Source organism: Paenibacillus caseinilyticus (assembly GCF_027533645.1).
Taxonomy (GTDB): domain Bacteria; phylum Bacillota; class Bacilli; order Paenibacillales; family NBRC-103111; genus Paenibacillus_G; species Paenibacillus_G caseinilyticus.
Window position 1 is genome coordinate 121,584 of sequence record NZ_JAQAGY010000005.1, and the last position, 21,836, is coordinate 143,419.

General features: G+C 56.4%; 15 protein-coding genes. 13 read left to right on the forward strand and 2 right to left on the reverse strand.

The genetic code is table 11. From position 1 onward, the window contains the following. Positions 1-76: 76 nt before the first annotated feature. The 4 genes from O9H32_RS09760 (at position 77) to O9H32_RS09775 (ending at position 4,348) form a co-directional block, all read left to right on the forward strand. Complete coding sequence (locus tag O9H32_RS09760) at positions 77-1,291, forward strand: YecA family protein (protein ID WP_269865841.1); 1,215 nt, start codon at positions 77-79, stop codon at positions 1,289-1,291. A 214-nt stretch (positions 1,292-1,505) separates the two neighbouring features. Beyond that, positions 1,506-2,564, forward strand: a complete 1,059-nt coding sequence (locus O9H32_RS09765) for a fatty acid desaturase (RefSeq protein WP_269865842.1) — start codon at positions 1,506-1,508, stop codon at positions 2,562-2,564. Positions 2,565-2,615: 51 nt separating this feature from the next. Next, on the forward strand, positions 2,616-3,752 hold the full coding sequence (locus O9H32_RS09770) for a sensor histidine kinase (protein WP_269865843.1): 1,137 nt from the start codon (positions 2,616-2,618) through the stop codon (positions 3,750-3,752). Next, positions 3,749-4,348, forward strand: a complete 600-nt coding sequence (locus O9H32_RS09775; RefSeq protein WP_269865844.1) for a response regulator transcription factor — start codon at positions 3,749-3,751, stop codon at positions 4,346-4,348. Before O9H32_RS09770 ends, O9H32_RS09775 begins: the two co-directional genes overlap by 4 nt. 279 nt (positions 4,349-4,627) lie before the next feature. On the opposite strand, the gene katA is transcribed toward O9H32_RS09775, so the two are convergent. Next, positions 4,628-6,085 carry a catalase KatA gene (gene katA, locus O9H32_RS09780; protein WP_269865845.1) on the reverse strand — a complete coding sequence of 486 codons (1,458 nt, stop codon included), beginning with the start codon at positions 6,083-6,085 and terminating at the stop codon, positions 4,628-4,630. 389 nt (positions 6,086-6,474) lie between these two features. Between katA and O9H32_RS09785 the strand changes: the two genes are divergently transcribed. From O9H32_RS09785 to O9H32_RS09810, 6 genes are all read left to right on the forward strand, one after another. Further along, complete coding sequence (locus tag O9H32_RS09785; protein ID WP_269865846.1) at positions 6,475-7,188, forward strand: NADAR family protein; 714 nt, start codon at positions 6,475-6,477, stop codon at positions 7,186-7,188. A gap of 446 nt (positions 7,189-7,634) precedes the next feature. Continuing rightward, on the forward strand, positions 7,635-9,599 hold the full coding sequence (pulA, locus tag O9H32_RS09790; protein ID WP_269865847.1) for a type I pullulanase: 1,965 nt from the start codon (positions 7,635-7,637) through the stop codon (positions 9,597-9,599). A gap of 423 nt (positions 9,600-10,022) precedes the next feature. Continuing rightward, a complete protein-coding gene (locus tag O9H32_RS09795) occupies positions 10,023-10,298 on the forward strand; it encodes a hypothetical protein (RefSeq protein WP_269865848.1) in 276 nt (91 codons plus the stop codon). A gap of 327 nt (positions 10,299-10,625) precedes the next feature. Continuing rightward, positions 10,626-11,234 carry a type IV pilus modification PilV family protein gene (locus tag O9H32_RS09800; RefSeq protein ID WP_269865849.1) on the forward strand — a complete coding sequence of 203 codons (609 nt, stop codon included), beginning with the start codon at positions 10,626-10,628 and terminating at the stop codon, positions 11,232-11,234. Further along, positions 11,218-11,772: a PulJ/GspJ family protein gene (locus O9H32_RS09805; RefSeq protein ID WP_269865850.1), complete on the forward strand. Its 555-nt coding sequence runs from the start codon at positions 11,218-11,220 to the stop codon at positions 11,770-11,772. Before O9H32_RS09800 ends, O9H32_RS09805 begins: the two co-directional genes overlap by 17 nt. A gap of 12 nt (positions 11,773-11,784) precedes the next feature. Beyond that, positions 11,785-13,542, forward strand: a complete 1,758-nt coding sequence (locus O9H32_RS09810) for a hypothetical protein (protein ID WP_269865851.1) — start codon at positions 11,785-11,787, stop codon at positions 13,540-13,542. 159 nt (positions 13,543-13,701) lie between these two features. Here O9H32_RS09810 and O9H32_RS09815 read toward each other — a convergent pair whose 3' ends face one another. Continuing rightward, entirely contained in the window at positions 13,702-17,424 is a 3,723-nt protein-coding gene (locus O9H32_RS09815) for a DUF5057 domain-containing protein (RefSeq protein WP_269865852.1), read from the reverse strand. Between the two features lie 471 nt (positions 17,425-17,895). Between O9H32_RS09815 and O9H32_RS09820 the strand changes: the two genes are divergently transcribed. From O9H32_RS09820 to O9H32_RS09830, 3 genes are read left to right on the forward strand one after another with little or no spacing between them, the layout of a single operon-like run. After that, entirely contained in the window at positions 17,896-19,563 is a 1,668-nt protein-coding gene (locus tag O9H32_RS09820; protein ID WP_269865853.1) for a GspE/PulE family protein, read from the forward strand. Positions 19,564-19,580: 17 nt separating this feature from the next. Further along, positions 19,581-20,627, forward strand: a complete 1,047-nt coding sequence (locus tag O9H32_RS09825; protein ID WP_269865854.1) for a type IV pilus twitching motility protein PilT — start codon at positions 19,581-19,583, stop codon at positions 20,625-20,627. Further along, positions 20,627-21,832, forward strand: coding sequence for a type II secretion system F family protein (locus O9H32_RS09830; protein ID WP_269865855.1), 1,206 nt, complete (start codon positions 20,627-20,629; stop codon positions 21,830-21,832). The genes O9H32_RS09825 and O9H32_RS09830 overlap by 1 nt, the downstream gene beginning before the upstream one ends. Positions 21,833-21,836 lie beyond the last annotated feature (4 nt).

The window sequence follows — 21,836 nt, forward strand, 5'->3', positions numbered from 1 at the left end:
GGGACTTTTTTGGCTTGCCTTTAGGATAAACGCCCAATAGGAAGCTGTATCAACCATTACGGAAAGGATGAGATTCATGACCTCATCTCTGAGTTCCAGAGATCAAAAATTGCTGCCGAATGGCCTGCAGCGGGCACAGGAAGCGGGCAGGACATGGTGGGAGAAAGAGGAGCAGAAACGGTGGGGTGAGATCGAGCTCCCTGTGACGCTTGTGGGCTGCCTATCCAAGATGACCAAAGACGAGCTCACCTCGATCCGTTCGCATCTGCAGATCGGAGGCTTGTCCACCCTGAAGAAGCAGGAGCTCGCTGCCGTTCTGGAGGAACGTGTGCCGGAGAGACTCCCGTGGCTGCTGCATCAATGGGACGAGGCCCGCTACGGGCTGCTGAAGAAGTTGGCGGAACGCGGAGGCCAGGGCTATGCCGAGCTGGAGCCGTACCAGCTGGCCTACTTCAGAGAGCGGGGGATCGTCTTCACCGGGACGCACCGGGGCAAGCGGGTCCTGGCTGTGCCGCGGGAGATCGTCGAAGCGTTCCGGGCTTCGGATACGGCGGAGCTCCGGGAGACCGTGCGCAGGAATACCGAGTGGATTCAGCTCACCCAAGGAATGCTCTTCTACTACGGCAGCTTGGAGTCAAGTGAGCTGTGCACCCTAATGGAGACCTATACGAAGGCCCCGGTTCAGCTCGGCGGGTTCTTAGGTCTGCTGTCCGATGCGCAGCAGTTTCACAGAGAATTCCGCAGCGTTACTAAGGGATACATGCATATTGATGTGGATGATGCGGAGCAGATTCGGCAGGAACATAAGCTGCGGGCGGACGTGCCGTTCTACCCATTCACGAAGGAGCAGCTGCTGCTGGCAAGCGGTCAGGACTATGTTGACCGGCATGCGGTATACCGTTCCTTTGTTAGTTTTATCCGATACACCTACGGGATATCCAAGGAGGAGGCGGATCCGTTCGTGGAGGATTCCGTCTTATGGATTCAACTCGGCGAGTCGCCGGGTGAAGTCCTCGAGATGCTGCAGACCGGACTTGAGATCGATACGATGGATCTCGTCCAAGCTTTCGTCAGGCACATTGCCCTGCTTCATAACAACACCAGGCAGTGGGTGCTGAAGGGGCACACCCCCAACGAACTGAGACGGCTTGGAGACCGGGAACACGGAGCGGACCCGGGCCCGGCCACAGGCGGGGATGTCATAGATTTCGCCACGGGCCAGAAAGCGGGACGCAACGATCCGTGCCCATGCGGCAGCGGCGCCAAGTACAAGAAGTGCTGCGGCAGATAGGAAGACACCCGGATTGTCGCAAAGTCTCCCATGGATTATCCCAACTTGTCCCATATTATGCAGCACAAACAAGCCTATATGACAAGTGTCATGTCCTCCAGATGACGTGTATGACTATAACGAATGACGGGCGCCTTCTATAATTAAAATAGAATACAAGGCGTCTGACGTGATCACGTGCCTCATGCGACCTACACGAGGAGGAAAGCTTGCGATGCAGCATCAGAACCATATTGCCCAACTGAAAAAAAACGTCGCTCCTTATGAGCAAACCGATACGAAAGCAAGTATAAGACAGCTGTTGAACACGGTAGTCCCCATGCTGCTGCTGTGGTACGGCGCTTACCTGAGCTTGTCCGTATCGTACTGGCTGACCCTGCCGATCGCGGTCGTTACGGCCGGATTCGTCGTGCGCACGTTCATTATCTTCCACGACTGCTGCCATCAGTCGTTCTTCAAGAGCCGGCTGGCTAACGACACGTTCGGCTTCATTCTCGGCGTCATTACGCTGTGTCCTTACCAGCAGTGGAAGAACAGCCACTCGATCCACCATGCCACGAGCAGTAACCTCGACAAGCGGGGCGTCGGCGATATCTGGATCATGACCGTGGAAGAGTACGCGGCTTCGTCGCTGTGGCTCCGGCTCGCTTACCGCTTCTACCGCCATCCGCTCGTCATGTTCGGTCTCGGGCCGGTCTTCGTGTTCTTGTTCCAATACCGCTTCAACCGTAAGGGCGCGAAGCGCAAAGAGCGCATCGACACCTACATGACGAACCTGGCGCTGGTCAGTGTCTATGCGCTGCTGATCTGGCTGATTGGCTGGCAGGCGTTCGTCATGGTCCAACTGCCGGTTATGTTCGTCTCCGGTCTGCTCGGCATCTGGCTGTTCTATGTCCAGCACCAGTTCGAAGACTCTTACTTCGAGCATGAAGAAGAGTGGAGCTATGTCAAAGCCGCGGTAGAGGGAAGCTCGTATTACAAGCTGCCGAAGGTGCTCCAGTGGATCACAGGGAACATCGGCTTCCATCACGTGCATCACCTGAGCCCCAAAGTGCCGAACTACAACCTGGAGAAGGCGCACAACGCCACGCCTCCGCTGCAGAAGGCCACGACGATTACGCTGCGCACTTCGCTGACATCCCTGCGGTTCAAGCTCTGGGATGAGCAGGCTAAGAATTTCATTTCATTCAAAGAATTGAAGCTCTCCCGCCGTGCGTCCGAATCGGTTGCGGACCGTCTCAAGGGTCAGCGTCCGGGCTTGCAAGGGGAGTAAGCCTAGCCTACAATGGAAGGGACAGCAGTGAATCCAAAAGGGTGGGCGGCCATGCAGAAGTGGTATCAGATTTTTCAACGGAATACGGGTCTCAGCCCTTATGTATGGGTCGTCTTTTACATCCTTCCTTTTTACTTCATCTTCAGATCTTCTTCCACCTATGAAGTCGTCAGCGGGATTGTCATGATCTTGGTGTTCTTCGTCTGTTACGTCCTCTCGTTCGTTTCGAGAGGGTGGCTCATTTACTTTTGGACCAGCGTACAGATTGTGATCTCCATCGCCATGACCCTGCTGTTCGGCTATGTTTATTTTTCGCTCTTCATCGCCTTCTTCATCGGAAATCTGCAGCACCGTGCAGGCTTCATTGTTCTTTATACGGTGCATCTGCTGAGCACGATCGTAACGGTGAATATCGAGTTCGTCTCGCGCAACCCGGTGTTCATCTCGCAGCTTCCCTTCGTTCTCATCACGCTGCTCGCGGTGATTCTTCTTCCCGTGACGACATACAATAGGAACAGAAGCGACAAGCTGCAGGGCCAGCTCGAGGACGCGAACAAGCGGATCTCCGAGCTCGTGAAGCTGGAGGAGCGCCAGCGGATCGCACGGGACCTGCATGATACCCTCGGGCAGAAGCTCTCCCTGATCGGCCTGAAGAGCGATCTTGCGGGCAAGCTGGTGCGTAAGGACCCGAGCCGCGCATTGAACGAAATCAACGACGTGCGGCAGACCGCCCGGGGCGCGCTGAAGGAAGTGAGAGAGATGGTCACCCAGATGCGCGGCACCTCGCTCGAGGAAGAGCTCTTCCGGGTGAAGCAGATCTTGAAGGCGGCGGAGATCGAGTTCACGCTGGAGGGCGATCCGAAGCTGCCTGATACGCCGCTGCTCACCGAGAATGTGATCAGCATGTGCGTGAAGGAAGCGGTCACGAACATCGTCAAGCACAGCCGGGCCACCGCCTGCACGCTGGCTGTCGAGCCTTCCCCGGGCGGACTGACGATCCTGGTCAAGGACAACGGGATTGGTATGCCGGGGGATGCGGTATGCTTCCGTGGCAACGGGCTGCGGGGCATGAAGGAGCGGCTGGAGTTCGTGAACGGAAGCCTGGATATTCGTACCGACGGAGGAACCTTGGTGGTCATCCGAGTACCGAATATTCTCAAACCACCGGAACCGGAGGCGGGGATATGATACGTATCGTCATTGCGGAGGATCAGCGGATGCTGCTGGGTGCCCTCTCTTCGCTCCTCGATCTAGAAGAGGATATGGAGGTGGTCGGGCGGGCGGGCAATGGCGCGGATGCCGTGAAGCTCGTTCAAGAGCAGAAGCCCGATATCTGCGTTATGGATATCGAGATGCCGCTGAAGAGCGGACTGGATGCCGCCGAAGAACTGAAGGGAAGCGGCTGCAAGGTGCTCATCTTGACCACGTTCGCCCGCTCCGGTTACTTCGAGCGCGCGCTGAAGGCTGGGGCCCACGGGTACCTGCTGAAGGACAGTCCGAGTGAGGAACTCGCGGAGTCGATCCGCAGCATCATGGCCGGACGCCGCATCTACGCGGCCGAGCTGGTAGACGGGGACTACAGCCAGGAGAACCCTTTGACCGACCGGGAGAAGGAAGTGCTGGCGCTGGTCGCCGACGGCAAGAATACCAAAGAGATCGCCTCCGAGCTGTACCTGACGACCGGAACGGTACGCAATTATATTTCGGTGATCCTCGATAAGCTCGGTGTCAGCAACCGGATCGAGGCGATCACGCGGTTCAAGGAGAACGGCTGGTTCAAATAGCGCCGGTTAAGCAGCCGTGCGAGTCACAAGTCCAAGCATCAAGCCCAAGCGGGAAGCTTGGGCTTTTTCTGATTGCGATGCAGGAGAAGGGGAAGAGGGCCATACGGAACTTGCGGAGGGGGTGTGGATGCCTCGGAAGGGACGGACAGACGGCAGCCCGCAGGCTGAAGACGGGGCACACACCAAAAGAAAGCCTTGGACACTGGAGGTCCAAGGCTCATTCGGAAAAGTGTGTGAATTCGTGTGGGAATGGGGCAATTCCGGTAACCCGGTGAAAGATTAGATTAACGTCGGAGCCGGGAGACCAAGGCCCTCGGCAATACGTGTGCCGTATTCCGGATCGGCCTTGAAGAAGTGGCCGATCTGGCGGAGCTTGATGTCATCGCGTTCTACCGGTTTCATCGCGCCTACGATGTTCTCGACCAGACGCGTACGCTCATCTTCGCTCAGCAGGCGGTATAGATCGCCTGCTTGGGTGTAGTGGTCGTCGTGATCGTAAGCCACGCTGTCGGCAAGGCCCGATACTTCGAATGGCGTCGTGCGGTGCTGCGGCGATTCTTTGGGTCCGCCGTAGCTGTTCGGCTCGTAGTACATGGAAGCTCCGCCGTTGCCATCGGCACGCATCTGACCGTCACGCTGGTGGTTGTTCACCTCGGCTACCGGACGGTTGATCGGCAGCTGGTTGTGGTTCGCACCCACACGGTAACGGTGAGCATCAGCGTAGGCGAAGATACGGCCCTGCAGCATTTTGTCCGGGGATGCCTCGATACCGGGAACGAATGCGCCAGGAGTGAATGTCGACTGCTCTACCTCTGCGAAGTAGTTCTCCGGGTTGCGGTCCAGCACCATGCGGCCTACCTCGATCAGCGGATAGTCCTTCTGGGACCATACCTTCGTGACATCGAACGGATCAAAACGGTACGTGTTGGCATCTTCGAGCGGCATGATCTGTACGTACAGTCTCCAAGCCGGGAAGTCGCCGTTCTCGATAGCGTTGAACAGGTCTTCGGTATGGTAGTCCGGATGCTCGCCTGCGAGCTTCGCAGCTACGTTCACATCCATGTTCTTCACGCCTTGCTCTGTCTTGAAGTGGTACTTCACCCATACGGCTTGGCCTTCTGCATTAACCCACTTGAAGGTGTGGGAGCCGAAGCCGTGCATATGTCTCAGTGTCGCCGGAATACCGCGGTCGGACATCAAGATCGTTATCTGGTGTAGAGACTCCGGGGACAGGGACCAGAAATCCCAAACCGCATTCGGGTTCTTCAGGTGCGTCTGCGGGTGGCGCTTCTGGGTATGGATGAAGTCCGGGAACTTGATGGCATCGCGGATGAAGAACACAGGCGTGTTATTGCCGACGAGGTCATAGTTGCCTTCTTCGGTGTAGAACTTCACGGAGAAACCGCGCGGGTCACGAACCGTATCGGCTGAGCCGAGCTCGCCGGCAACGGTGGAGAAGCGGATGAACATCGGCGTGCGCTTGCCTACTTCGGAGAGGAAGGCAGCCTTCGTGTACTGGCTCACATCGTTCGTTACTTCGAAGTGGCCGTGGGCGCCGGCGCCCTTGGCATGAACGACGCGCTCAGGCACGCGCTCCCGGTTGAAGTGGGCGAGCTTCTCGATCAGGTGCGCATCTTGGATCAAGGTAGGGCCGCGGTATCCGGCGGTCATTGAATTCTGGTTGTCTCCTACTGGGGCACCCCAGGAGGTAGTGAGTTTTTTGTCATTCGTACTCAATTCGTTCACCTCGTAAAGTTAATGTGGTTGGTCGGTATTGCCTATAACTATATGATAACCATTCTCAAATAAAAATCAATACTTTTTTATAATAATTCTAATTTAGTAATGAGTATAACTGAGAATGGCATAAAACCGGCCGTATATTTGACAAATTTGGGATTTACAAGTCCCATGAAGATATTTGTATGTATTAAATATTGATATTAAGAATAGTTCATCCATCTTCATACTCTGGTTCTATCTAACTCTTTAGTTAAATATAGGATATCTAAAAACCGCGGAGCCGTCTATCATTTCCGTCACAGCTTGCTGAGATTGTATCTCCCGCGGGCAGGAAAAGGATGGTAGAATAAGGCATGGTATTCCGGAAGATGAGGTGAGAGCACATGGATATTCAGGAAGAGGCGCTTGATCCTCAGAGGAAAGAGTCCAGGGCCCGTTATCTTGGGCTGAAGAGAGAAGAGAAGGTAATCCGGTTCTATGCCACCGACCGGCCCTATGGTGCCTTCTCTAATTTTGCCAAGCTGCCATTCGAGCTCGGGGGGAAGATCTGGCCTACGTCGGAGCATTACTTCCAGGCCATGAAGTTCTACGGGACGCCGCACGAGGAGGAGCTCCGTCTTACTCCCACGGCTATGCAAGCCGCGAAGCGGGGCCGGGAGCGGAGCAGGCCGCTTCGGTCCGACTGGGAGGAGAGCAAGGTCGGTGTCATGCTGGAGGCCCTGCTCGCGAAGGTGGAACAGCATCCGGCTGTACGGGAGCTCCTGCTGTCGACTGGGGACTGCCTGCTTGTAGAGCATACCGGCAACGATGCCTTCTGGGGGGACAACGGCGACGGTACCGGGCAGAACATGCTGGGCCGCCTGCTCATGCAGGTCCGCGGGGAGCAGGCGGGGTACCGGGCGGAGTTCTTTTTGCCGCCCTGGATCGTGTTCCCGGGCCAGCATCCCTTCAGTATCTTCTGGCGCATGGGAGACGGAGAGGGCTATCTCATGGAGCTGGGGAAGTGGCATGACACGCTGAACCCGGAGGCAGAGCTCGAATACCGTCGCTACTTTGTTCCTCCTGAAGAGTGGGCTGACTATTACCCGCAGGAATAGCGGGGGCCGCTCTATTCCGGGGCCCGGGGGGGGCGGGGCTGCTGGATTCGTATCCAGATGTCATCCCCGCGCGGGCCTTCCCTTCGTGATCCCGCGGCCCCGCGTAAATAGGCGGGCGGCTTCATTTGGCCCCTTAACCGGCCCAATATGTCTTGGACGAGCTCCGAAATGCTCATAATCTCATATACTGTAGTATTCCGTACGCATATGAAGCGTAGGAGAACCGCGTTTCCTAGCAAGGCTGGAGGAGTTATGGTTTGGTATGTTTTGGGGCATCCTGATCCTACAGAAACCATCCTGTCCGCACCCTATTGCTGCTAACGCTTACACGTTATTCTTATCCTTTTGATATTATGCCTCTTAACATATTCCTCCAATGTGACGACAAATAGAGTACTTGCTAATTACGAAGCAGCAGAAGCGAATCCAAGCCGGGAGGGACGAATATGTCGATACAGCATGAGCTTGATTTTACGATTCACTACGGGGATCCCGAGGTCACGGGGAGACTTGTGGTGGGAACGAAGGCATTCGACGAGGCGTTCTTCTATGACGGGGACGACCTTGGTTTGACTTATACGCCTGGAAGGTCGTTCTTCCGGCTCTGGGCGCCGACGGCAGGAGAAGCTGTCGTGGCGCTGTACCGGACCTGGGACGAGGAGGCGGCGGATCTCGAGCTGCCGATGACCCGGGCGGAGCGGGGAACGTGGACGCTGGAGCTCGAAGGCGATTTCGACAGCTGGTTCTATACGTACCGGGTGAAGATCGGGGACGGATGGAACGAAGCCGCCGATCCTTACGCCAAGGCGGTGGGCGTGAACGGAAAGCGGGGAGCCATCCTGGATCTGCGCAAGACGGACCCCCACGTGTGGACCGAGGCAAAGCCGCCCCTGCGGGCTGCGGTGGACGCTGTCATCTACGAGGTGCATGTGCGCGACTTCAGCATTCACCCGGAGTCCGGCATGGAGCACAAGGGGAAGTTCCTGGCCTTCTGCGAGCCCGGCAGCCAGGGGCCGGACGGGATCGTGACCGGTATCGACCATCTGGCCGATCTGGGCGTGACGCATGTTCAGCTGCTGCCGGTCAACGACTACTTCTACGGCAGCGTGGATGAGACGAGGCCCGGCGAGCAGTACAACTGGGGCTACGACCCCCAGAACTACAACGTGCCGGAGGGCTCGTACGCGGGGGATCCGTACCGGCCCGCCTCCCGGATCCGGGAGCTGAAGCAGCTCGTGCAGGCGCTGCACGACCGCGGCATCCGCGTAATCCAGGATGTGGTATACAATCACTTGTATGACGGCTACCGGGCGAATCTCGCGCAGCTGGTGCCAGGGTATTACTTCCGCTACCGGGAGGACGGGACGCTCTCCAACGGCTCGCACTGCGGCAATGAGACAGCATCGGAGCGCCCCATGATGCGCAAGTTCATCGTCGACTCCGTCGTGTACTGGGCGCGGGAGTTCCATATGGACGGTTTCCGCTTCGACCTCATGGGCCTGCATGACGTGGGCCTGATGCAGGAGATCCGCCGCCGGCTCGATGAGATCGACCCCTCGATCCTGGTCATCGGCGAGGGGTGGAACATGGACTCCGCCCTCGCTCCCGAAGAGCGGGCGAACCAGGAGCATGCCGGCCGGATGCCGCGGATCGGCCAGTTCAACGACCGGCTGCGCAACGCAATCAAGGGCGATACCTTCAACAAGACGTCGCGCGGCTTCGTGAACGGCGGCGGGTACCTCGAGCACGAGATCAAGACCGGCGTCTGCGGCTCGATTCCTTATAATGAGTATACCCGAGGCTTCGCGCTGGAACCGGAGCAGACCGTGAATTACGCGGAATGCCACGACAACTTCACCTTATGGGATAAGCTCTCGGGCGTCAGCGGAGGGGAGGAGGAGAATGTGCTCCGCGCGATGCACCGGCTCGCTTCCGCCGTGGTCCTGACGAGCCAAGGCATTCCGCTGCTTCATGCGGGCCAGGAATTCATGCGCACGAAGCAAGGGGTGGAGAACAGCTACAAGTCCCCCGACGAGATCAACCGCCTCGACTGGCGGCGCTGTGCGGAGCGCAAGCACGACGTCTGGTTCATGAAGGAGCTCATCGCGCTGCGCAAGGAGCATCCGGCCTTCCGCCTGACGACGGCGGAGGAGATCCGCAGCCATCTCTGCTTCGAGGATGCGCCGGGCGGCTGTGTCGCTTATACGCTCCGCGGCCATGCAGGCGGTGATGCCGCCGAGCACCTCTACGTGCTCTATCATGCGAACCGCGGCACGGATGAGCTGCCCTTGCCGCCGCTGGGCAAGTGGGAGATCCGGTTCGGGAGCGAGCATGTGCGCCGTCTTGATGACAGCCGGCTGCAGGCCGAGGGGATCGGTATGGTGGTGCTTCAGGTGGCAGGGCGGCCTTAAGGCTGCGCAGCGTGCTGTGTGAGGTAGTGGGAAGCCCCGGGTCTCGCGTTGAGACTCGGGGCTTCCGTGTGTCTGCAGCCGCTGCAGCGTGCGGGGCGGCCGGTACTGCAACGCAGAGCCTCCTGAGCTTCATAGATCGCTCCATGACGATTTGACACCAGCCCGGCGGGTCTGTTATATTGCTGGTAACACCAATTGAATACTCTCAAAGGGGAGTAGCTAGTACACGCAAAGTCGTCATTCCGTGGCTTCACCGCCTCCGGCTTTGTATGCGACGTATCCACGTTGTTAGCGAGACCTTTGCCCGTCCGGCAAAGGTTGATATAGATTCCTGCAGCAGCCTTTGCCGGCCAACCGGTGAAGGCTGCTTTTACGTTCGCACGCCGAGGTCTGCCGTACCATACCACGAAGGGAGCATGGCTTATGATCCTGCATTTGTTCGTCACCTTATTGGAGCAGCGCCGGCAACTGTTACAAGAATCGCGGAGAGAAGGCGGAGTGCCGGGTGCTGCCGCCCGCAAGCTGAAAGCGGTGGAATCCGAGATCGCCCGTCGCTTCGGACAGTATTTTGGCAAGAAGCTGAAGGTACGGGGCAGAGAGTTCCTTCAGGCGGAGAGATGGCTTCCCGGATCGGAATTCAAGGTACGGCAGGCCCGCTCCTCGGGCCGCAATCGGCAGGTCGTTTATTCGGTACGATAGCTGGGGGTAACGCTGACAGGACGGCCCCGCCGCTGCATTACGGTATTCTCATGTGAGGGACCCCGCCTTCCCCTAGGGGTTCCCGCAGCTCACTCCTTTGCCCGGCAGGTCCATGAGATGGACGCGCCGGGCTTTTTTTATTTTGCGCAAAGCTAATTCACGGACCGCCAAATGTCGATTTATTGAGTAGGGGTCCGCGCCTGCAAGGAGTGCCTTGTAAGGAAATCCAGCCCCGGTAAAATGTAACTCCCTTGCTCTTCCGGGGCCCATGATACAATGAAGAGTGAGACTAAAGACTTCAGTAATGCGACGTTTGGAGGGTGTCTCGTGTCGAACCACAGCAAGAGCAGAGAAGAAGGATTCACGCTGATCGAGGTGCTCGCGGCGACGGTGATCCTTGCGATCGCGGGGCTGACGATGACCGCGTTCTTCATCAATGCGATGACCTACAACAAGGCGAATCAGAATAAGACCGTGATGGTGAATTTGGCGCGCAACGCGTTATTTTATATGGAGAAGCAGGGATTCGAACAGATGAAGAATATGTTCGACCAAGAAGGGGCCGAGATCAACATTGCCAATTCCAGCTGCAACAGAGGAGCCGGAGCCAATGGAATTGTAGATTGTACCAAATCGGGTGAGCTGCAAACCTTGTTGAAGACCAAGGTGGGGGCCTGGGATATACTCCGCCCCCGTATTAATAATGTGGACTATTCGGTTACGGTGACCCGTGTGGCCTATCAAGCCAATGGGGTCATGGATGTGAAAGGGAAATATGAGGATATCTTCAAGAACAATCCGAAAATTGCCGAGTATCTGCTGCCCGTAACGGTTTCCGTAAAGGTGCATAGTGACGGGACGGAATCCAACGCGACGCTCAGTAAGAGAGAGTCGGTAATGGTGGAGGGGTATATTGCCAATGAATATATTCGTTAAACGCCTGCGGGATGAACGCGGGCTGACGCTCATCGAGTTGATCGCCATGCTCTCCATTATGTCTATGGTGATGGGGACGATTTATGGAGTGATCACCTTTGGATTCAATGCGTATCACCGGGTAACCATTGAGAATGAATTACGCAACGAAGGGGATATCCTGATGTCCTCCATCATGACCGAGATGTATGCGTTTGGGCCGGATTCCATGGCACCGGTCCAAGGCAGTGACGGGATCAAGGGACTGGCATTAGTCAAGAAGAACGACCGCAGATATATTCTTCTGCGCCCTGAGAGCGGGGGGGCCGGCTATTCCCTCTATATCGGCGATCAGGCGGGCGGTACGGGCCCAGGACAAGTTCCTCTTCGTTCCAAGGTTGTCCAGGGACCCAAGGATTCGAATCAGGATTCTTCTATTGTGCTGGAATGCTCTACGGAGGCTTGCGAAAGCGGACTCGTCAGCGTGAGAGCGGTACTCAGCCAAACATACAATGGCGGGGAACAAACCCTCGCTCTGCAAAGCAAATTTGGGTTCTAGGAGAGAAAAGGCATGGTACGGGAAGAACGGGGCTCGGCCCTGCTGCTGGTTTTGTTCATGATCGTGGTATTCGTACTGCTGGGCATCGCCGTGACGGGTGCGGCCGTAGGCGGGGCTAAGCTGACGCAGAAGCGCGAGAATGACGTGCAGAGCCTCCACCGCGCAGAGAAGGCCTTGAACGTGGCCGTGGCGCACATCGGCAGCAAGTATGACACTAGATCAGGCTCTGAAGTGACGCTCGAACAGCTCGAGAAAGACTTGAAGGATCTGCAGGCGCTGTCTTCGGAGGAAGGGGAGGAAGCGGACGAAGCGGAGGGAGACCACCAGGTGATCGAGTCGATCCGGCTTCTCACCTGCACGGAAGACAGCAAGTGTATCGAGATTAAGGCCAAGGCCAATGTGAATGGGGTGGAACGCACGCTGGTCCAGGAGGTTATGCTCACAGACTATCCGGAAGCGCTCAATTACGTGATGGGCTCCCAAGGGAATGTGACGCTGAACGGCACGCCCTATATGCTCGGCAATATCTATGTGGGCGGAGAACTGAAGGCCAAGGACCAAGCCGAGTACAAGTATGAAGAAGTGAACCATACGGAGAAAACCTTTGCGTTTCCTAAAGTGACCCAGAAGGTATACATTCCCGGGGAAGAGCGGATCTCTTACTGCGACAGCGAGACTTGTACCGGTACCAACTATAAGCCAATCGGCGGGGATAACAAATCTTTATCCGAAGTGCTGGGAACCGATAAACTGGAGGCCCGGAACAATAATCAGTTTGTCTCCATCAACTTCGATAATTCATTCATCGATAAAGCGGCGGAGGCTGTGCGGGGGGATAAAGAAGTACGTAAAAAGCTGGCGGATGCCTATGCGAAGCCGGGGGATGACAGCGAAGGAACAGCCTTAGTCCAGGTGATGAAACCCTATATGACCGCAGATCAAATCATCGTGCCTCCCGTGCTTTCGGAGGAACCTACAAAAGAAAAGAAAGAGGAGTACGACGCTTATCTGGCGAAGATGAATGGCGACTTCACCGAATCCGTGGTGCATGACGGTGATTTGTTCCTGGACGGCAATGAGATTAAGCGCCTGAACTACATCAAGAAAGAGGATCCCACTCTACCGGGCAAGAAGGGCAGCAAGTGGTTTGTTGTGCATGGCGATCTGACGATACAAAACGAAAGTTCCGACATCAACTATGAGCTGCCGATCAAGGCCAACATATTGGTGACCGGCAATATCACGATCAGAGGGAAAGTGAAAGTGGATTCCACGATCTTCACGCTGGGCGACGGCGGGACAGAGATCTCCGACGCTTCCATCAAGGGGATGGAAGGAGCGGATGGGATCAGCCGCAAGGAGCTGCTGTTATTCTCCAAGGGGCCGATTCTCATTACGCGTGTCAATTCGTTCGAACCGATCACCCGGGACTATGAACCGAATCCGGTGAAGGTCGAGGGGAGTAATGTGTATCAATTGGATGCTTTCTTCTATACGGAACAGAATGCTACGTTGTATGGCGTGGGATCGATTTTTTGGATTCACGGAGGGTTCTTTGCGAAAGGGGACCTGACCTTGAATGCCGTACGCGGGAATACCAGCGAGAATGCCGCGGAGAGCAAACTCAATGTAGAGGCGCAGCCGGGTCTGCCCTTGCAGCAGTCCCGACTTATTCTCGATTACAAGCAGAACCTCATCAGCAATCAGGAAGTAGGCCTGCCGCGGGTAGAGCGGTTCGAACTGAAGGTCGGCAATCGCAGACTGGAATAGAGTCACAAGTTCGGTGAAACAGGATAGCAAGGATAGCAGCCCCCGTGCCTTGAGTGGTTCGGGGGCTATTTGCTGTGCCATATGGTTAGCATGATAAAGGGTCAGCACAATAAAAAGGAGTAACTCTGCGGGATCCGCAAGAATTACTCCTTTATTGATTTAATACAAGTCGCCGGGAGGAATCACTTCGACAAGCACTTTGGCTTCCAGCCCATTATAGGTGACGGTAATGGTGGAACGGCCAAGCCGGATGCCCGTAATCGTGCCCTCATTACCGGTTATCGCCACTTTGCTTGCATCGCTATTATGGAACCCCAGATTGCCCAGTAAGCGTGTGGTTTTGTATTCCTCCATGGTGATCGGCACCTGAACCCCTGATTTGAAGCCTATGGTCAACTGGGACCAAAGGTTGGTTTGCTTCCCGCGGACCACGGTGATTTTCTTAGGCAGCCCGAGCTTGTCGATAGCCGGAACTACCGTGATGGTGCGCTGGGCTGGTATACCATTGACGGCGAAGCTTAAGGCAGCCGTTCCGGGCCGCTTGCCGTATAGAGTGACCTCTGGCGAGCCGGCATTCGTCAGATCGACTACACTTCCGCCGGGCACGCTCCACAGGTAGCTCAATGGACCCCCCGTTAGCTCCGACAGCAGGCTGCCAGTTATCGTTGAAGGCTGCATGACGCCTCCGCTGATCGTAAGGCTGGTGAATTCGGTAAGCACATCGCCGCCGGTAATCTGAGCGTCGCGAACGGCGACATCCGTTTCGGCAGCGTAAGTCCGCCCCTTATCGGTTGTGACTGTGACGACGACCGTGGCTTTGCCTCCGGCGATTCCTCTCAATACGGCTCCTGTGAGCGAATTGGATGCTGAAGTGAAGTCGGCAGCCGACCGGTCTTGGTCGGTCTTCACCGACCACTGCACCTGTGCGACCGGGAGTGTGGATGGCGTAACCACCGCTTGGAAGGACAGCGTGCCATTCTTGTCCACCACCCGTGGGCCTTCCCCGATCTGAACCGTTGGTTCCAGGATGGTGATGTCTACCTCTTGGTTATACGACCTGCCTTTGTCGGTTTGCACAGTCAATCCCACTTTGACCACACCCGTCTTGGTGGCTTCTAGTATGGTGTCGGGTTGATCCGTAGGGCTGAGTACGCCGCCCTCACTAACCGTCCATACGTAGGAGGTCGCGGACTCATTGGCGGTGAAGAGATTCGACTTCAATGGAACGGATTCGCCCACATACATGGTGGCGGGGCCGACAATGTTCAGGCCTGGCGTAATAACATTGACTACGGCCGTTGCCGTGAGATTGGAGCCATCCTGCGAGGCGACATGGATCGTCGCTTGACCGGGCTTCACCCCCCGGATCACGCCGGTCTGGCTGACGCTGACAATCTCCGGCTGCAGGGAAGTCCAAGTCAGGTTCTGATTGCTGGTATCCTGCGGCCCAATCGTTGGAATCAGCTTATCTTCGTCATCCAACCGAAGATCTTTACCCACCAACCCGAGGGAGGTCATCGTCGTGACCGCATCGAGATTGAATGTATTGAACGACACGGTGCGCGTAACACTATGATTAAAAAAACCAAGTGTAAAATCTTTAAAAGTAAGATTCGAACGATTGAGCAGGTATGACCCATTCTGCTGAGGAGTTACACTGATCGTGAACGTCACCGGATCCGCGACAAATTGGCTGCCGTCGCGGCGGTAGGTGATATCGGGAAGCGTTCCGGTCACCGTATACCCGGCAGCGAGTGTGCCTTCCTTCTTGAAGTTGGTGTCCGGAATTTGGCTTACCGCCAAGTTCGGCGGGAAGGCTTCGGTTACGGTCATGTTCTTGATCACCAAGTCATCGGTGTCAATGCTTCGGCTGTACGCAATCGGACTCGGCGTGATCGTGTAGGTCAGTACGGCCGGCGTGTTCTTTTCGACCTTGGTTGACGAAAGGGTACGAGTGGCCTGAAGGTTCGCTGACACTTTTTTCACTTTCGTTTTGATCGTCTGGGCAGCCACGGCTCCCTTGGAATCGGTGGCTTTGATCGTGATGAGGAGATCCCCGTCCTCCGTCAACGGATTCGCGAAGCCTTGCGAGACGAGCTCCCCCGAATTCTTCTGTACCTCGGGAAGGACGACTACCGTCTTATTGTCTCTGCCATAGGTGAAGCTTACGGAGGTTTTGATCTTCCAGTCGCTGAGGTCGTAATCCTCGGCCTTGAAGCTTACATAGATATCATTGCCTGCCGGAATGAAATTATCTAGCTCCGCGGAATAGTCGGTCGGTGCATAAGCCGTAATCACGGGAGCATGGTTAGACCCGATGAAAGCACGAAACATCGTGTTAACGAACAGCTTCTGCTCCCAATCAGGGAATTTGTTGTTGGCATGGCCTGTTCCCGAATACGTCACGTTCCCTTTGGAATACGTGTAGTAATGGTTCCAGCTGTCGCTTACGTCCCGGCTGCTTCCTGTGATGTTATACCACGGAATGACGCTGCGGTCCTCCAGGTTCAAGGTGAAGTACTGGTTATGCGTTGTATTAATGGTCGGGGTGGTGGTTGTCAATACGTAAGGAAACTGGGTCAAGAGTCCGTCATTCACCTTCAAGGCGGTTGTGGACTTATTCGGTGCACGAAGGCCCATGTTGGTCTGCGGATCAATCTGCCCGGTGGCGTCCTGAAAATATTTCATCCAGTTCGCCGATTTGTCGTTCGTATAGATCGTATCGTGCGTGAACATAACGGCCTGACCTGTCTTGATGAAGGCTTGTACGGCTTGGGATGCCTTCTCGCTGATCGGTGCATAGGCATTGTATTCATCGCGGAAACCGAAGATCAGCATGTCGTAGACGCCGTTGAGCTTGCTGTTATCGACGCCGTTATAATTCGCCAGCATGTCGTTGAATGCGGCGATCTCCATGGTTTGGATCGAGATGGCATAATCGGAGCTGGTCAAATAATCTTGTTTGATATTCGTATCCTTGTTCAATGAACTGGTACCTGAGGAGGCGCCGTCCGTGCTGGACGGGAGGATCTGCAGAACACTGATACGCGTCAATTCATCGCGGAACCGGAAGACGCCGGATTGGACGTCCTTCAGCTTCGTCAGCGTCGAGCCCTCCACAATCTCCAGCTTCCAGTATTGCAGTCCGGAGAAGCCCTTGGGCAGCTGAAAGCTCAGTACATTCCCGGTTTGCTTCGTTACGGGAGTCCATGCTACCAGCTGTTCGGCTCCGGTGGCAAGGACCTGATCCGCACTGATATACAGGTTGGCGATCAGTCCCCGCTTGGCCGCGTCCGCGACGTTATTAATATCGAACTGGAACGTAAGCGAATCCCCGTCCTGATACAAAAAGCCGTTGTTCGTTGTGTAATCGGTCGGTTGTGCGGTAAGGGTAAAGCGCGGCCGAATAGCAGCGCGCTCGACGAATTTCGTTTTCGTGTTAAAAGCGGTATAACTCGCAATGTCCGTGTTATTGACGAAGATGACGTTGTCTCTGGCTGTGGCTGATTGGCTGTAGGGGCTGAAGGCCGTATACAGCTTGCCGGTTTGTACTTGATTAAGAACATCCGTATGCAGGATCACCGGAAGTCCTTTGTTCACGAAGTTGTCTATGATTTCTTTGGCCTTCAGCTTCGTAATGTCGTTCTGCAGGTTGGTTGTGTCATGCTTCTGTGTCGTATTGTTGTATGCCGGTAAACCTGTAGGATTATAAGTCCCCTTACCGATATAGATGGCATCGTAACGCCCATCGAGATCCTCGCGTAGCGCCACGAATTTTTTCATCCGCAGCGTAGTCAGCTCAACCTGGGATGTATTCCCCGCCAAGATGCCGCTGAGATCCGATGTGCCGCTGTCCGTAATCTCCAGAATTCTGGTTTTCACTACTTCATCCGCCGCATAAGTTGCAGTCGGCCGAAGTCCCACTGCCGATAGTGATGTGAGCAGAAGTGTAACTACGAGCAGGCGGCATATGAACCTATGCCATATGTGCCCTGATATCCGCATGATGTCCCTCCCATAATGATGATAGTCCTACCTAAATAACGTCAAATAGATAGGCACATTGAATAGTTCCATTGTACTACTTCTGGGAAGTGTAAGATATCCCTGTTTTATTGCTATAACTTGGGCAGGGCATTGGCAAGGTATTTCGGATTGCCTCTCTTGGGTGTTAATATTTTAGCAGAGACACTGGGGGTATAATGTACTATATTGTAGTTATCTAATCATTCGTCACAATTCGACAAATAGTTCGATATAACGAATATGATGTCGATTCCATATATACGGGTTCATCTCCCGAGCTCTGTGTCCGATATAAAAAGTAAGTAACCGATATGGAGTGATGCCACAATGGCTCTTCTCAAGAAGAGGCTCGGGGATTTGCTGGTCGAGAGCGGCATTATCTCGGAGGATCAGTTGAAGGAGGCGCTGGTCGAGCAGCGCAATACGAAGCAGAAGCTCGGCGACCTGCTCATTACGCAGGGCTATATTACGGAGCAGCAGTTAATCGAAGTGCTGGAATTCCAGCTGGGGATTCCGCACGTTTCATTGCATAAATTCCAGATCGATCCGTCGATTGCGCAGATCATTCCGGAGAGCATGGCGAGAAGATACCAGGCGATCCCGCTCCAGAAGGACGGAAGCAAGCTGATGGTGGCCATGGCCGATCCGCTGGATTACTTCGCCATCGAAGAGATGCGGATGACGACGGGGTTCCGGATCGAGCCGGCGATCTCCAGCAAGGACGAGCTGCAGCGCGCGATTGCGCGGCATTACGGCCTCCAAGACTCGATGAGCCAGATGATGGGCGAGATCACCACGAACGATGAGATCAAAGAGACGGAGATCACGAGCGAGGATTCGCCGATCGTCCGGCTGGTGAACAAGATGATTCAGCAGGCCGTACAGCTCAGGGTATCCGATATTCACGTGGATCCGGGCGAGAGCAACGTAGTCATCCGGTACCGGGTCGACGGATTCCTCCGGACGGAGCGTGTCATCCCGAAGCAGATGCAGGGCTTCCTGACCGCGCGGCTCAAGATTATGGCGAAGCTGAACATCGCCGAACGGCGCCTGCCGCAGGACGGACGCATCAAGGTGAACGTCGACTTCAAGACGGTCGATATCCGGGTATCTACGCTGCCCACGATTCACGGAGAGAAGATCGTACTGCGTCTGCTTGATCTCACGACAGGCGTGAAGCCGATCGACAACCTGGGCTTCGGCCCGCGTAACATCAGCGCGTTCAAAGAGATGATCGCTCAGCCTTACGGTATCCTGCTTATTACGGGCCCGACAGGGAGCGGCAAAACGACGACCCTGTACTCCGCACTGAGTCATCTGAATAAGGAAGATACGAATATCATCACCGTCGAAGATCCGGTGGAGTATCAGCTCGAAGGAATCAATCAGGTGCATGTGAATTCGCAGATCGGCCTTACGTTCGCGGCAGGCCTCCGCTCGATCCTCCGGCAGGATCCGAACATCGTGATGGTGGGGGAGATCCGGGACGCCGAGACGGCGGAGATCGCCATCCGCGCTTCGCTGACGGGTCACTTGGTCCTGTCGACGCTGCATACCAACGATTCGATCAGTACCGTTACCCGGTTCCGGGATATGGGGGTAGAGCCTTACCTCATCGCCTCGTCGCTGGTCGGCGTCGTGGCCCAGCGCCTGGTGCGCCGGATCTGTCCGGAATGCAAGAGGGCGCATACGCCGACGGAGCAGGAAGTGTTCTTCCTGAAGAGCCGCGGGATGCAGGCGCCCGAGAAGCTCTACAAGGGAGCCGGCTGCGGCGCCTGCAACCAGACGGGATATCAAGGCCGGGCCGCGATCCACGAGGTGCTGGTGGTCAATGACGATATGCGCCAGCTGATCAGCGAGAATGCCACTGTGCAGGAGATGCGTGCGGCAGCCTTGGAGCAGGGCCTCATCCAGCTGATGGATGACGGCATAGCCAAAGTGCTGAACGGCACGACCACCTTGCAGGAGGTGATTCGCGAGACGGTAGCGCACTAACGGGAGGGAGCCAGACGATGTCTAACTTGCAACTATTCAAAGAACTGCTGCGCATGGCTCACGAACGTCAAGCGTCCGACTTGCATATCACCGCCGGTTCCGCCCCGGTGCTCCGGATTCATGGGAGTCTGCAGCCGCTGGAAGGCGCCCCGTTCACAGCAGAGGAGACGTCCAGCATGGTGGCAGCCGTACTGACGCCGGAGCAGGCGGACCGCTTCCGTCTCGCTGGAGAGGTAGACTTCTCCTGCGAGGTGGAAGGATTGTCCCGCTACCGGGTCAATGCCTACAAGCAGCGGGGTAAGGTGTCCTTGGCCGCGCGGACGATCCCGGCGAAGATTCCGACGCTGGAGGAGCTGCGGCTGCCGTCCGCGGTGCAGTCGCTGGCCCAGAAGCCCCACGGGCTGGTGCTGGTGACAGGCCCTACCGGCAGCGGCAAGTCGTCTACCTTGGCCGCGCTCATCAACCACATCAACCGGACGCAGAACAAGCATATCGTCACGCTCGAAGATCCGATCGAATTCCTGCATGGGCACGGTTCGTCGGTGATCAACCAGCGGGAAGTCGGCAGCGATACCCGCAGCTTCGGGGACGGGCTGAGGGCGGTGCTCCGGCAGGATCCGGACGTAATTCTGGTCGGCGAGATGCGCGACCTCGAGACGATTAAGGCCGCGATGACCGCAGCCGAAACCGGCCATCTCGTATTCGCCACGCTGCATACGACGGATGCGCCGCAGACGATCGACCGGATCATCGACGCGTTCCCGGCCCACCAGCAGGGGCAGATCCGCATCCAGCTGGCTGCCGTGCTGGTCGGCGTCGTCTCGCAGCGGCTGCTTCCTAAGCCGCGCGGCGAAGGCCGGACATGCGTCACGGAGATCATGATGAACACGCCGGCCGTGGCGAACCTGATCCGCACGGAGAAGGCGAACCAGATCAAGAGCGTCATGCAGACCGGACGCTTGCAGGGCATGCATACGATGGACATGGCGATCAAGGAGCTCCTCCAGCAGGGGCAGATCGATCCGCTGGCCGCCAAAGCATACCTGCAGGAAGGCGGTGTCTGATGCCACAGTTCGTGTACCAAGCCCGGCGGGGCGGCAAGAGTCTGAAGGGAACGCTGACCGCGATGGACAAGTCCTCGGCGGTCGAGGAGCTCCGCAAGCAGGGCCTCATGGTTCTCTCCGTCAAGGCGCATCAGACCCAGCTGCTCTCAGCCGAAATCTATATCGGGAACCCGGTGAAGACGGTTCACTTCATTATCTACATCCGGCAGCTGGCTACCTTGATCCGGGCCGGTATCTCGATCGTCGAGGCGACGAACATCCTCGCCGACCAGACGGAGAGCAAGCCGCTCCGCAAGTCGCTGCACGACGTGAGCGGCTCCCTTGTACGGGGCCTGACCTTCTCGCAATCGGTGCAGGAGCATAAGCGGATCTTCCCGCCGATGTTCGTGAACATGATCCGCGCCGGGGAAGAGACCGGGGATCTGGAAGGGACGCTGGAGCGGCTGGCCAAGTTCTTCGAGAAGGAGCACGTCACCCGCGAGAAGATCAAGTCAGCGATGACGTATCCGCTGGTGGTAGGCTTCATCGCTATCGCGGCGGTGGTCTACCTGCTCAAAGCGGTCGTGCCGCAGTTCGTCTCCATGTTCGAATCGATGAACGCCCAGCTGCCGCTCGTGACGAGAATGGTGCTGGCCGTCAGCAGCAGCATTGAGGACCAATGGTGGTATTGGGTGCTCGGTGTGCTGGCCCTGATCGTCGCTTACGTCATTGCAAGACGCACCGAGCAGGGGGCCTATGTTCTGGATTATCTCCAGCTGAAGATCCCCGTATTCGGCAAGCTGAAGCAGAAGGGCTCGATCGCGCTTATGACCCGGACGCTGTCGTCGCTGTATTCCAGCTCCGTGCCGATTCTGCAGTCGCTGAGCATTGTGGAGTCGGTGGTAGGGAACCGGGTCATCGGCGGATTCGTACGGGGTTCGGCGGATTCACTGCGTCAGGGCAAACCATTGTCCGAACCGCTGAAGCGGGCGTGGGTGTTCCCGCCGATGGTCACGCAGATGATCGCGATCGGGGAAGAGACCGGGGCGCTGGACCAGATGCTCGAGAAGGTCGCTGACTTCTACGAGATGGAAGTCGAGAACACCGTCGACCGGTTGAAGTCGCTGATTGAGCCGCTCCTGCTGGTGTTCCTGGCAGGCGTGGTAGGAACGATCGTCGCAGCGATCATGCTGCCGATGTTCAGTATGTATTCCAATATTGGATAACCGC

Bases quoted from the DNA above. Each gene is read 5' to 3' on its own strand.
- O9H32_RS09785 (WP_269865846.1), top strand. From the start codon at position 6,475: ATGGATATTCAGGAAGAGGCGCTTGATCCTCAGAGGAAAGAGTCCAGG.
- O9H32_RS09775 (WP_269865844.1), top strand. From the start codon at position 3,749: ATGATACGTATCGTCATTGCGGAGGATCAGCGGATGCTGCTGGGTGCC.
- O9H32_RS09770 (WP_269865843.1), top strand. From the start codon at position 2,616: ATGCAGAAGTGGTATCAGATTTTTCAACGGAATACGGGTCTCAGCCCT.
- O9H32_RS09820 (WP_269865853.1), top strand. From the start codon at position 17,896: ATGGCTCTTCTCAAGAAGAGGCTCGGGGATTTGCTGGTCGAGAGCGGC.
- O9H32_RS09765 (WP_269865842.1), top strand. From the start codon at position 1,506: ATGCAGCATCAGAACCATATTGCCCAACTGAAAAAAAACGTCGCTCCT.
- O9H32_RS09810 (WP_269865851.1), top strand. From the start codon at position 11,785: ATGGTACGGGAAGAACGGGGCTCGGCCCTGCTGCTGGTTTTGTTCATG.
- O9H32_RS09795 (WP_269865848.1), top strand. From the start codon at position 10,023: ATGATCCTGCATTTGTTCGTCACCTTATTGGAGCAGCGCCGGCAACTG.
- O9H32_RS09825 (WP_269865854.1), top strand. From the start codon at position 19,581: ATGTCTAACTTGCAACTATTCAAAGAACTGCTGCGCATGGCTCACGAA.
- O9H32_RS09805 (WP_269865850.1), top strand. From the start codon at position 11,218: ATGAATATATTCGTTAAACGCCTGCGGGATGAACGCGGGCTGACGCTC.
- O9H32_RS09830 (WP_269865855.1), top strand. From the start codon at position 20,627: ATGCCACAGTTCGTGTACCAAGCCCGGCGGGGCGGCAAGAGTCTGAAG.
- O9H32_RS09760 (WP_269865841.1), top strand. From the start codon at position 77: ATGACCTCATCTCTGAGTTCCAGAGATCAAAAATTGCTGCCGAATGGC.
- pulA (WP_269865847.1), top strand. From the start codon at position 7,635: ATGTCGATACAGCATGAGCTTGATTTTACGATTCACTACGGGGATCCC.